Source organism: Gilliamella sp. wkB195 (genome assembly GCF_001690445.1).
Classification (GTDB): Bacteria; Pseudomonadota; Gammaproteobacteria; order Enterobacterales; family Orbaceae; genus Gilliamella; species Gilliamella apicola_E.
In genome coordinates this window covers 313874-327228 of the sequence record NZ_LZGP01000011.1, presented here as the reverse complement: position 1 = coordinate 327228, position 13355 = coordinate 313874, and the positions used below count along the sequence as shown (strand labels likewise).

Below are 13355 nucleotides of genomic sequence, written 5' to 3'. Positions count from 1 at the left end.
AATTATTATCATTTTTATATTTATATAAGTCAATTTAAATATAAAGTTAATTGGCTAATAAAATGGTCTTTTTTGTCTTGGTAACAAGTTTATTTAAGAAAATTAAATATTGGTTATCACATCTAATAATAAATCCTAAACTTAGCTATTTTTAACTACTACAATTTGTTATATAATCGATAAAATTTTGTCCATAACACAATATATTGTGTTTCTCATATTATTTTAAGATGTCGCGATATTGTGCATCTTTAATTAAGGAATCACTATGATGGATTTTTCCCAATCAGTGCCAGAACTGGTCTCTTGGGCAAAAAAGAATGATTTTTCGATTGCTTTACCTGTTGAGCGATTAGCCTTTTTATTAGCAATTGCTGTATTAAACAGTGAGCGCTTTGATGGCGAAATGACTGAATCTGAATTAATTGACGGATTTAGACATGTCTCTCAGATCTTTGAGCAAAGTGAAGATACAATTACTGTTCGAGCTAACAATGCCATTAATGATCTAGTGCGCCAACGTTTAATTACTCGCTTTGCTAGCGAAATGACCGATGGTTATTCTATTTACCGTTTGACTCCACTAGGAATCGGCATTTCTGATTACTATATACGCCAACGAGAATTTTCGACTTTACGCTTATCTATTCAGCTTTCTATTGTTGCACAAGAATTAAAGCGTGCAGCAGATGCGGCCCTTGAAGGTGGCGATGATTTACATTGGCATCGAAATGTTTTTGCTCCATTGAAATATTCTGTTGCAGAAATTTTTGACAGTATTGATATCACACAGAGAGTAATGGATGAACAACAAGCTGAAGTTAAACAAAATATTTCAGCATTGTTAAGTCAAGATTGGCAAGCAGCCATCAGTAGTTGTGAAGGTTTACTTACCGAAACATCACAAACATTGCGTGAGCTGCAAGATACGTTGGCAGCTGCAGGTGATAAGCTACAAGCCAGTTTGCTTCTGATACAAGATGCCACATTAGATAATCCAGATCTTGATAAAATTAACAATGTTGTTATGGATCTGCAAGGAAAACTAGACCGAATTATTGGCTGGGGACAAAAAGCAATAGACCTATGGATTGGTTATGATAGACACGTTCATAAATTTATTCGTACAGCAATCGATTTAGATAAGAATCGAGTTTTTTCTCAGCGATTACGTAAATCGATTCAAAGCTATTTTGATTTACCATGGTCACTCACTTTTGCTAATGCTGAGCGTTTACTTGATATGCGTGATGAAGAGTTAGCACTGCATGAAGCAGAAGTGACGGGTGAATTACCATCCGAGCTTGAGTTTGAAATGATTGAAGAAATTCAAGAACATATTATTTCGCATATAGAACAAAATTTATTGATCTTTAAACAAGAAAATAAACCACTTGATATGAGTAATGCAATTCATAGTTATTTAGCACAGTTCCCACGTGAACAACATTTTGATATTGCAAGATTGTTTATTGATCAGGCTATTCGATTAGGTGTTGCCGAAGGCGATTTACTCGGTATCCCAGCCGAATGGAAACCTATTAACGATTATGGAGCTAAGGTACAAGCACATGTCATCAACAGATATTAATGATTTAGAAATAGAACAAACTTCCCATCATCTTGATGAGGTTATGGGGCGTATTGCAGCAAGCTCTCAAGCGTCGATAGATAAGTTTATGCCGGTAAAATTAGCTCAAGCTATTGCCAATCCAATATTTCCGGAACTTGACAGTCTATTAAGGTCAGGTCGTCATATTGGTATCGATGAGCTTGATAATCATGCTTTTTTAATGGATTTCCAACTTGAGCTTGAACAGTTTTATCAACGTTATAATGTTGAGCTTATTCGCGCACCGGAAGGATTTTTCTATCTTCGTCCTCGTTCAACTACTCTGATTCCACGTTCAGTATTATCTGAACTTGATATGTTAGTCGGTAAAGTGCTTTGTTATCTCTATTTAAGTCCAGAGCGATTAGCACATGAAGGCATTTTTACCTTACAAGAACTTTTTGATGAGCTTGTTTCATTAGCGGATGAAAGTAAATTATTGAAACTAGTCAATCAGCGTTCTACAGGCTCGGATTTAGATCGCCAAAAATTATTTGATAAAGTAAAAACTGCATTAAATCGATTACGTCGACTTGGTATGATCTTCTTTATTGTAGGTAATGATAGTAGCCGTTTTCGTATTAATGAATCTATATTCCGATTTGGAGCTGATGTGCGTAGCAGTGATGATGCTCAAGAAGCACAATTACGCCTGATTCGCGATGGTGAAGCGATTAAAATTGAATCATCACTTATATTAGATGATGATAATAGTGATGATGAGGATGTTAATGAGGAGATTGAATAATGATAATGGGACACGGTAAATTTCACTCATTAACCTTAATTAATTGGAACGGTTTTTTTGCTCGAACGTTTGAGCTTGATCAGCTTGTCACCACACTTTCTGGTGGTAATGGTGCTGGTAAATCAACCACTATGGCAGCATTTGTCACTGCATTAATCCCAGATTTAACCTTATTACATTTTAGAAATACAACTGAAGCAGGAGCAACTTCGGGTTCTAGAGATAAAGGTTTACATGGTAAATTAAAGCCAGGCGTGTGTTACTCGATGCTGGATGTAATTAATTCTCGTAATCAACGGATTATTTGTGGTGTGCGTTTACAGCAGGTTGCTGGTCGTGATAAAAAAGTTGATATTAAGCCTTTTTTAATACAAGGTTTGCCTGTCAATATTACTCCAACAGAATTAGTAACAGAGCGCTTAAATGAAAAACAGGCTAGAATTTTATCTTTACCGGAATTAAAAGATAAGATTGAATCAATGGAAGGGGTTATCTTTAAGCAATTTAATTCCATTACTGATTATCATTCAGTCATGTTTGATTTTGGTATTTTACCTAAAAGGTTACGTTCTTCATCTGATCGAAGTAAATATTATCGTTTAATTGAAGCTTCTCTTTATGGTGGGATTTCTAGTGCTATCACCCGATCATTACGTGATTATTTATTACCAGAAAATAGTGGTGTTAGGAAAGCATTCCAAGATATGGAAGCAGCACTTCGTGAAAATCGGATGACACTTGAAGCTATTCGAGTTACACAATCAGATCGTGATTTATTCAAACATCTCATTACTGAATCTACAAACTATGTGGCTGCTGATTATATGCGTCATGCTAATGAGCGTAGAGTTCATATCGAATCCGTTTTAGGACTACGTCGAGATATGTTCAAAACGCAAGATCTGCTTATCAGTAATCAGTATCGGCAAGTTGAGATGGCAAAAGAGCTTAAAGAATATCAAGATGCTCAAGGCGATTTAGAGACCGACCTTCAGGCAGCAAATGATCATCTTAATCTTGCACAAACTGCTTTGCGTCAACAAGAAAAAATTGACCGCTATCAAGCAGATTTAGATGATCTTAATATAAAACTTGAAGAGCAAAATGAAGTTGTATTTGAAGCAAATGAACATTATCAAACTTACAGAGATCAAGTTGAACAGACAGAACAAGAAGTTGATGAGATTAAAACTCAATTGGCAGATTATCAACAAGCTTTAGATGTACAACAAACTCGAGCTATTCAATATCAGCAAGCAATTCAAGCTCTGAAAAATGCCCAACAACTATGCCAATTGCCTAAATTAGGTATAAGCAATGTTGAAAATCACTATGAAGTTTTTCAAGAAAAACAAAAAGAAGTTACTGAAAAATTATTAGAATTGGAACAGAGAGTTAGTGTTTCTGATGCTGCAATAAGTCAATTTGATAGAGCGTATCAACTAGTTGTTAAGTTGGTTGGCGATGTAGTACGAAGTGAAGCATGGAGTGCTGCTAGAGAAGCATTAAAACAATGGCCTTCACAATGTTATCAAGCTGAGCAAGCAGAACATTTACAGCTACAATTAGATGAATTAGAACAACGCTTTTTTGAACAAAAAGAAGCTGAATCATTACTAACTCAATTCTGTAAGCGTTTTGGTCGTCAAATCAATTATGATGAACTTGATGAATTTAAACAAGAACTTGAAGTTCAATTGGATCAAAATGCCGAGCTTGCTAACGAATCAAGTGAAAAACGAATTGAATTTAGGCAAGAATTTGAGCAAATACAAACAAAAATAAGTGACTATCGTCAAAAAGCCCCATTATGGTTAAAAGCTCAAGATGCACTTATTGCATTGCAAGAACAAACACAACAAACTTTTACTAATAGTCAATCAGTTACTCAGCATATGCAACAACTGCTTGAACAGGAACGAGCTTTAGTTACTCAGCGTGATCAAATAAACTTCAAACGAAATCAACTTGATACGCAAATAGAACAACTTAATCAACCAAGTGGTGTTGATGACGGACGTTTATCTGTTTTAGCTGAACGATTCAATGGTGTTTTACTTTCTGAAATTTATGAAGATGTAACAATTGATGATGCACCTTATTTTTCAGCATTGTATGGTCCGTCAAGGCAAGCCATTGTGGTACCGGATTTATCATTAGTCAAAGCACAACTCGAAAGCCTTACTAGCAGTGAAGAAGATTATCCTGAAGATATCTATTTTATCGAAGGTGATCCATCATCATTTGATGATAGCGTATTTGATTGTGAAGAGATGAATAAATCGGTTCTTGTTAAAACAGGTGATCGTCAATGGCGTTTCTCAAGTTTTCCTAAAGTTCCTTTGTTTGGTCGAGCTGCACGTGAAATACATCTTGAGAAATTATCAGCTGAACGTGATGAGCTACATGAACTTTATGCAACAATTTCGTTTGACCTTCAAAAATTGCAACGTATTGAGCAAAATGTTGGGCAGTTTATTGGTGAATATTTATCTGTAGCTTTTGATATCGATCCAGAAGCCGAAGTACAAAAACTAACAACACGACGCAATGAAATTGAACGCCAATTATTAGCACAAGAAAGCATTGATAAACAAAACCAACAGCAAGTGGCAATTTGTAAAGAGCAGCTAGCTACAGTTAATCGATTAGTTGCTCAGATGCATTTATTGGCTGATGATGATTTAGCCGATCGAGTTGATGATTTACGTGAACAAGTGGCTGAAGCGCAAGAAGCTGCGCAATATGTGAGTCGTCATCGCCATACTGTTTCGGAATTAGAACCAATTATTGCTGTGTTACAAAGTGATCCTGAACAGAATGATTCACTACGTGAGCAATATAATACTATCAAAGCTCAGCAACAAACTATTCGTCAACAAGTTTTTGCCTTAACCGAAGTCATGCAACGCCGTGCGCATTTTAGCTATGAAGATTCGGCTGGAATGCTAAATGAAAATAGTGATTTGAATGAAAAACTACGTTCTCGACTTGAGGTGGTTGAAGCACAGCGTACTGAAGCACGTAGCCAGATGCAACAGTACCAAGATAAATACAATCAATATAATCAAACTCTTGCTTCTTTAAAAAGTGCTTTTGAAACTAAACGTGACATGCTCAATGAGTTGCATCAAGAGGTTGAACAAATAGGTGTTAAAGCGGATGCAGCAACCGAAGAACGAGCACGTATTCGTCGTGATGAAATTCATCAAAAACTTAACACTAATCGGCAACAATGCACATCGCTTGAAAAACAACTTATTATGTGCGAAAGCGAAATGACGCAAATGCAAAAACGTTTAGCACAAACACTACGTGATTATAAACAATTACGTGAACAAGTTGTGGAAGCGAAAGCAGGGTGGTGTTTAGTTTTACGATTAGTTAAAGAAAATAGCTTTGAACGAAGGTTACATCGTCGAGAATTAGCTTATCTAAGTGCTGATGAATTGCGCTCTATGTCAGATAAGGCACTCGGTTCATTGCGTCTAGCAGTAAATGATAATGAACATTTACGTGATGTATTAAGATTATCCGAAGATCCAAAACGACCAGAACGTAAAATACAATTTTATATTGCGGTTTATAAACATCTTCGTGAACGAATTCGTCAAGATATTGTTAAAACGGATGACCCAATTGAAGCTATTGAGCAAATGGAAATTGAGTTATCACGATTAACTGAAGAACTTACCTCACGTGAGCAGCAATTGGCAATTAGCTCAAAAAGTGTGGCTAATATTATTCGTAAAACTATTCAACGAGAGCAAAACCGTATTCGTATGCTTAATCAAGGTCTGCAAGCGGTGGCATTTGGTCAGGTAAATGGTGTACGTCTTAATGTTAGTATCCGGGAAGCTCACTCTTCATTATTAGCAGCATTAGCTGATGATCAAAACGAGCATCAAGATCTGTTTAGTAATAATCGTATTACTTTCTCAGAAGCATTAGCTAAACTTTATCAACGCTTGAATCCTCATATTGATATGGGGCAGCGAACTGCGCAAAATATAGGTGAAGAATTGCTTGATTATCGAAACTATCTGGAAATGGATGTTGAAGTTAATCGTGGCGCTGATGGCTGGTTACGTGCTGAAAGTGGTGCATTATCAACAGGTGAAGCAATTGGTACAGGTATGTCGATCCTATTGATGGTGATTCAAAGTTGGGAAGAAGAATCTAAACGCTTGCGTAATAAAGACATATCACCTTGTCGCTTATTATTCCTAGATGAAGCAGCCCGACTTGATGCTAAATCAATTGCAACGCTCTTTGAACTTTGCGAAAGATTGGAAATGCAACTTATTATTGCAGCGCCAGAAAATATCAGTCCGGAAAAAGGCACAACGTATAAATTAGTACGTAAAGTCATTAATAACCAAGAACATGTTCATGTGGTTGGTTTAAAAGGTTTTGCATAATTTAATTTAACAAACTAATTCGCCGACTTTATGTCGGCGATATATGGTAGCGTTCAATCTAATCAAAAAGTATGATTGGTATTTGCCTCGTTTAAAATAACAAAATAGGCTACAAACTATTTATACTCTTTTTGATGTGCTTTACAGGATTTTAAAGAATGCTGCTGAATATTGAATTGGTGAATGGGTGGCGGATCTTTTAAATCTCATGAATACTTCAGAACAATAACATATGCAGCATAATTAGCCAATGGCCAAATTTTTTACTAGTGTATGTATCCTATCTATTAATAATAGTTGCACAAAATTTGTTACTAATAAATATTAAAGTATCTATAAGCAAATAAAGTGTTATTTCTGATACTTATTTTATTCTATTACAAACTGTTTCGATTTTAGATCTAAAATCAATAGTATCTGTGTGATTATTGAGTTTTTTTATGCGTTTCGTTATTATGTTGTTAAATGAGTCGTCATCCTTGATTTCTAAATATTGTTTCAGAGTACAATTTGCTTCATAACATATTTCATTTACTGTACTGTTAAAGCCGTTGACATCGATAGCTTGTTTTGTTCCATCATTTTTAATTTCATAAAGCTTATCATCTAATATTCTAAATTTAATTGTAAAATCTTCAGGCTCAGTGGTATGTTTAAGCTCTTCTTCTGGGGATACATTTAGCGCTATACTATATATCATAGTGCATTGCCAATCGCCCACAAGATATTCTTTGAGAACTTTATTATCACTCTCACCACAACCGAATAGAATTAGACTAACCATGCTAAGAATAAAATTTTTCATAACATTCCTTTGTTTTTGAATAATAATATGAGAATTATTATTCAATATCAATTATATGTTAGACTCTGCATTAATGAAATTTTCATTTTCTATCAAACCTTATCAATATGTAGACTTTCAATTTCAGTCAAAGGGTATTTCTAGTGATTTGATTTATTCCTATCTTTATTTGACGGTTCTTTCTATCGTTATAAAATTTTTAGTTATACAAGATTCACATAAATAAGCATATAATTAAAAACGTGGTTATAAATGTAACTTACTGATACTTGCAAAATAGTGAAACAAGCTTTAGGCGGTTAACATTTTAGGATTTGTTATTCACTAGTGTTCACTTTAGGTATTCACTTTTTTATTTTAGTTGGAAATAGAACTTATGACTTAGCCCAATATTAGTAATTAATCACCATTTTTTCTTTTAAGATCAATATAATTTTGGATGTTATTTATCCATGCTTGTTTTTGCTCCCAAAGTTGCTTCTCCGCACTGTATAACAACAATCCTTTACTTCTCAGATCATCCTTATAAGCTAATTTAATGTATTCTCGATTATATAGCCTCATTTTTTCTATAACATCATCACAAGAAACAATAGCTTCAAAAGCGATTTGTTCTGATGAATGTTGAGTTTTTTTAATCTGTTCAGATGCATATCCCCAAATACAAGTCGTAATATTTTTATGTTCATTGAATACTTTTATTCTAAGTTCAACGCTTTTATTTCTATCGTCTGCAAAAAGAATATTAGGAATAATTAAACAAATTATAAAAATACAATTAGTTATTTTTTTCATTATAGAGAAAAGCCATTATTATTTATTTCGTTAATTATAACAAAAAAACGCCAAAATTAAGCGATTTATATGATAACAAATAATAACAACTAACTAGGTTCTTCTGCTCTTGGTAGCTAATCCTGACTAGTATAGGTATTAATCTCTACGTTTGTACTCATTCCTTTATTTGATCTTTTACGGATATAATTTTTACCGTTTTCTTTCATTGCATAATTAAGTGATGTACCAAATTGTGTGAGCGATAAAGGGTTGTTTAAGCCTGTATTGCGTATATATTCAATATAAGCATGATACAAATATCTTCTTGGGTTAAAGGGGTGATCATCCCCAAACCGCCCATAAACATCCCATTAGGATAATCAAGCGCATCAAGATAACTACAAAATTTGTGTATCAGTCATTGGAGCTATTCTTTTAGGCATACTTTCACCTTTTGGGACTATGAAATTATAGGACTATGTTCACGTAGTCCTTAATATAGTCCCCAAAAATATGAATGTAAATGTATCTTACTGATGCTTATAGAATAGTAAAATAGGCTATAAGCCTTATTTGTACTAGTTTTGATGTGATTTAAAGGATTTTAAAGAATGTTACTGAATATTGAATTGGTGCCGTGGGCGGGACTTGAACCCGCATGCCCTTAGAGCACTACCCCCTCAAGATAGCGTGTCTACCAATTTCACCACCACGGCGCCGTTTTTATTCTGGAATATCTGAAGTCGGATTAATACTCTGTGGCTGTATAACTGGATCAGTAGTTGGAATTACTTGTCTATTACTGTTCAAGTCATCTGTACTTTGCTGTGTAGTTGTATTATCGCCAATATTTTTGAAATCATCGCTGATATTAGTTGTTTTTGAACTACCAATATTGGACAAAATAATACTTAATGCAAAAAATAATACACCTAATATTGTCGTTGTACGTGTAAGGAAGTTTCCACTACCTGATGAGCCAAATAGAGTCGCAGATGCACCTGCACCAAAAGATGAGCCCATGTCAGCGCCTTTTCCGCGCTGTATTAACACTAAAACGATTATCGCAAGTGCGATAATTAAATAACCTATAATTAATAGTTCGTACATTTCAACCTGTCAATTTTATGTTATAGAACAGAATTTATTGATGCGAAATATTAGCGAAAGAGTGAGCAACAAGCAAGTATATTTTGTTATTTTCTGTATTTATCATAATCAATTGTACGTTTTTAGGGAAAAATAAGTATAATGTCGCAATTTTTAGTCTCGCAAATTCTGTTGTATGAAATTTATAGTTAAACTTTTTCCTGAAATCACGATCAAAAGTGAATCTGTTCGTTTACGTTTTATTAAAATATTAACGAGTAACATTCGTAATATTTTAAAACATTCAATTGATGATGTTGCCGTTATTCGTCATTGGGATTTTATTGAAGTTCGCCCTAAAGTTATTAATAGTGAAAGTCAAATCTTAGAACTATTAACTCGAATTCCTGGTATTCACCATATATTAGTAGTTGAGGAGCTTAGTTTTGTCGATCTGCATGATATATATGAAAAAGCGTTTAATCATTTTGCCCCTTTAATTGAGAATAAAACATTTTGTGTCAGAGTAAAACGTCGTGGTAAGCATGAGTTTACTTCAATTGATGTAGAGCGTTATGTTGGTGGTGGGCTAAATCAACATGTTTCGACAGCTAAAGTAAAATTAACCCGTCCGGATGTAACAGTTAATCTTGAGATAGATAAAGATAAGCTATTATTAGTTAAAGAGCGCCATGCAGGAATTGGTGGTTTTCCTACAGGAACTCAAGAAGATGTTATTTCTCTTATTTCTGGCGGATTTGATTCTGGTGTGTCGAGCTATATGTTTATTCGACGAGGTTGCCGAGTCCACTATTGCTTCTTTAATTTAGGTGGAAAAACTCATGAAATTGGCGTTAAACAAATGGCTCATTATTTGTGGAAGAGATTTGGTTCTTCTCATAAAGTTCGTTTTATCGCCATTGATTTTTCGAATGTAGTAGGTGAGATTCTTGAGAAAATTGACGATGGGCAAATGGGCGTTATTTTAAAACGGATGATGATTCGTGCTGCTTCAATGGTTGCTCGACGTTATAATGTTGAAGCGTTGATTACTGGCGAGGCATTGGGGCAAGTATCAAGCCAAACTTTAACTAATTTACGTTTGATCGATAATGTGAGTGATACTTTAGTTTTACGTCCACTAATAACGTATGATAAAGAAACTATAATTAATCTTGCTCGTCAAATCGGTACTGAAGATATCGCTAAGACAATGCCAGAATTTTGTGGTGTGATATCAAAAAATCCTACTGTAAAAGCGGTGAAAGAGAAAATAGAAGAGGAAGAACAACATTTTGATTTCTCTATATTAGATAAAGCAGTTGAAGAAGCCGAAAATATTGATATTCGTGAAATTGCTAAACAGACTGACAATACAATTACACAAGTCGATATGGTTTCAACATTAGAAGAGAATCAAATTATAATTGATATCCGTTCACCTGAGGAACAAGAGGATAACCCATTAGAAATTGAAAATGTCGATGTTAAGCTCATCCCTTTTTATAAATTGGCGACACAATTTGGCGATCTAGATCAATCAAAACAATATTTATTGTATTGTGCGAAAGGTATTATGAGTAAATTACAAGCACTTTATCTGATTGAACAAGGATTTAGTAATATAAAAGTGTTTAAACTATAAATCTTAACAATTATTTACGACATTAATGCATTTTATCTATATAATATTTCTAAAAATATAAAATAAATTTACAATAATAAAAAACCAATAGAAAAATTATAAATTTCTTAATTAATGAGGGTAGTAATGAACAAATTGCTCGTAGTTGATGATGATCCAGAAATTGCCTCAATGTTATGTGAATTATTAGAATTAGAAGGGTTTGAAGTCGTAATAGCTAATAATGGTGTTCAGGCTTTAGATAAATTTGATGATAGCATTGATCTTATTTTACTTGATATTATGATGCCAGAAATGAATGGGTTAAGTGTATTATCTCAACTAAGAAATAAATATACTGTTCCAGTAATTTTCTTAACAGCTAAAGATAACGAATTTGATAAAATTATTGGGCTTGAGCTTGGTGCTGATGATTATATCTTAAAGCCGTTTAATGATCGGGAGCTTATTGCTCGAATCAACGCATTATTACGTAGGAAACGTTGGGATAATATGGCTGTAACTTCTGGTGAGAAGTCAGTTCAATATACCATTGATAAACTTACCGTTAATCGAAAACAGCAATCTGTCTCATTTGATGATAAATATATTGAATTAACGGGTACTGAATTTCAAATATTATTACAACTTCTTGAAAATGCTGGAAAAATCATTTCAAGAGATGATTTAAGCGAAAACGTATTAGGTAAAGAATTTTTACCTTTAGCTCGTTCAATTGATGTTCATGTTTCTAATTTGCGTAAAAAACTTCCTCCTCGTAGCGATGGTTTACCATGGATTAAAACATTACGTTCAAAAGGATATCTGTTTGTTGTAGATCAAAATGATGATGTATTACAAAACTAGCTATTTCTTTATATGGTAAGAATATATGTGGATCTTTGATCGCCTAACAATTAGAATTTTCACAATATTCTTACTTACTATTGCTTTTTTTCTTATTCTGGTAATGGCCTTGCCAAAGCTAGACTCCCGAAATTTAACCTATTTAGCCAATAAAGATAAAGAAAGTGGCAATCTACTGGCTAAAGAAATTGAAAAAGATTTAACCAAGATTCCTAAAGATAGTTTCCGTTGGTGGATGAGATTCATTGTTGTAATGGATAATCATCAAAAGGCTGGGCAACTATTATTTATTGTTACACCCAATCAACAAATTATCACAGCAGATACTAATAATATTGATTTAGTAAAAAGTTTTAGTGAAAAATCCCACGATGTTGATGATCCAGCTAAGAAAATCTATGATAACCAAGAAATTATTGGTCCTTTCTTGCTTCATTATGCTAATGAAGACTATCAATTATTTTTATTACAACCTGCATCGGATATTCAGTCTCAATTTGTTAATTTAATATTTGATCATCCTTTCTTGCTTTTGACATTAACCATGTTGGCAAGTACACCATTCTTGTTGTGGCTATCTTGGAGTATTGCTAGGCCAGCACGTGGATTGCGGTTGGCTGCTGAGCAAGTAGCCAAAGGTAATCTACAACAGTGGCCTGAACTCGAAAAAGTTGGATCGTATGAATATAAAGCAGTGGGGGCAAGTTTTAACCGCATGCTTAGAGAGTTGAAAAGGATGCAAGAGTTACAGCAACAATTGTTTTCTGATATTTCTCACGAATTGCGGACACCATTAACTCGATTGCAATTAGCAACTTCACTGCTACGTCGTAAACAAGGTGAAAGTAACGAAGTTTTACGAATAAGTGATGAAGCGATAAAGCTTGATTCAATGATTGGTGATTTATTGTCATTAGCAAGGAATCAGCATGATAATAACGAAATTCGTGAATATAAACAGTTAGATGAATTATTTAAAAATGTTTTAGATAATGCGACTTTTGAAGCTAATCAAATTTCAAAACAATTTTCAATTCTTACTCCCCCAACTAATAATACAATTTTGTGTTATCCAACGGCGTTATGTAGCGCGCTTGAAAATGTAGTAAGGAATGCATTTCGTTATTCAAATCAGCGAATTGATGTTAATTTTGTTATTCAACAACAAACTGCAATTATCACTATTGATGATGATGGGCCAGGTGTTGCTGATAGTGAGTTAGAGCAAATATTCAGACCGTTTTATCGTACTAATGAAGCTCGTGATCGTGAGTCAGGTGGCACAGGTTTAGGTTTAGCCATTGTTTCTAACGCTATTACTCGAGATAATGGCACTGTTAAAGCAGAGAAAAGCCACTTAGGTGGACTTAGAATTGTGATAGTATTACCTCTTCAAAAATATTAACAGCTAA

The 13355-nt window shown here is 34.0% G+C and carries 9 protein-coding genes, 1 tRNA gene and 1 pseudogene; 6 read left to right on the top strand and 5 right to left on the bottom strand.

Annotation, left to right across the window (positions count from 1 at the left end):
- Nucleotides 1-268: 268 nt before the first annotated feature.
- The 3 genes from mukF to mukB are packed head-to-tail and all read left to right on the top strand — an operon-like array spanning nucleotide 269 to nucleotide 6781.
- The gene (gene mukF, locus A9G08_RS03605) at nucleotides 269-1591 is read left to right on the top strand and encodes a chromosome partition protein MukF (protein WP_065562362.1); all 1323 of its coding nucleotides are present in this window, start codon (nucleotides 269-271) and stop codon (nucleotides 1589-1591) included.
- Nucleotides 1592-1634: 43 nt separating this feature from the next.
- Entirely contained in the window at nucleotides 1635-2360 is a 726-nt protein-coding gene (gene mukE / locus A9G08_RS03600) for a chromosome partition protein MukE (RefSeq protein WP_065562474.1), read from the top strand.
- Nucleotides 2361-2362: 2 nt separating this feature from the next.
- Nucleotides 2363-6781, top strand: coding sequence for a chromosome partition protein MukB (gene mukB, locus A9G08_RS03595; RefSeq protein ID WP_065562473.1), 4419 nt, complete (start codon nucleotides 2363-2365; stop codon nucleotides 6779-6781).
- 364 nt (nucleotides 6782-7145) lie between these two features.
- On the opposite strand, the gene A9G08_RS03590 is transcribed toward mukB, so the two are convergent.
- From A9G08_RS03590 to secG, 5 genes and pseudogenes are all read right to left on the bottom strand, one after another.
- The gene (locus A9G08_RS03590) at nucleotides 7146-7586 is read right to left on the bottom strand and encodes a hypothetical protein (RefSeq protein WP_065562361.1); all 441 of its coding nucleotides are present in this window, start codon (nucleotides 7584-7586) and stop codon (nucleotides 7146-7148) included.
- Nucleotides 7587-7985: 399 nt separating this feature from the next.
- Nucleotides 7986-8381 (bottom strand): hypothetical protein, encoded by a 396-nt coding sequence (locus A9G08_RS03585; RefSeq protein ID WP_065562360.1) that lies wholly within the window; start codon nucleotides 8379-8381, stop codon nucleotides 7986-7988.
- Between the two features lie 116 nt (nucleotides 8382-8497).
- Nucleotides 8498-8695 (bottom strand): annotated as a pseudogene (locus A9G08_RS11840) (primase-like DNA-binding domain-containing protein); the annotation flags it as partial.
- 298 nt (nucleotides 8696-8993) lie between these two features.
- Nucleotides 8994-9079, bottom strand: a tRNA-Leu gene (locus tag A9G08_RS03580).
- Nucleotides 9080-9086: 7 nt separating this feature from the next.
- Nucleotides 9087-9473, bottom strand: a complete 387-nt coding sequence (gene secG, locus A9G08_RS11825) for a preprotein translocase subunit SecG (RefSeq protein WP_065562359.1) — start codon at nucleotides 9471-9473, stop codon at nucleotides 9087-9089.
- Nucleotides 9474-9648: 175 nt separating this feature from the next.
- Here secG and thiI point away from each other — a divergent pair, with 175 nt between their 5' ends.
- From thiI to cpxA, 3 genes are all read left to right on the top strand, one after another.
- Nucleotides 9649-11097 carry a tRNA uracil 4-sulfurtransferase ThiI gene (gene thiI, locus A9G08_RS03570; protein WP_065562358.1) on the top strand — a complete coding sequence of 483 codons (1449 nt, stop codon included), beginning with the start codon at nucleotides 9649-9651 and terminating at the stop codon, nucleotides 11095-11097.
- Nucleotides 11098-11223: 126 nt separating this feature from the next.
- Nucleotides 11224-11943, top strand: a complete 720-nt coding sequence (locus A9G08_RS03565) for a response regulator (RefSeq protein ID WP_065562357.1) — start codon at nucleotides 11224-11226, stop codon at nucleotides 11941-11943.
- Between the two features lie 31 nt (nucleotides 11944-11974).
- A complete protein-coding gene (gene cpxA, locus A9G08_RS03560) occupies nucleotides 11975-13348 on the top strand; it encodes an envelope stress sensor histidine kinase CpxA (RefSeq protein ID WP_081299481.1) in 1374 nt (457 codons plus the stop codon).
- The last annotated feature ends 7 nt before the right edge of the window (nucleotides 13349-13355 follow it).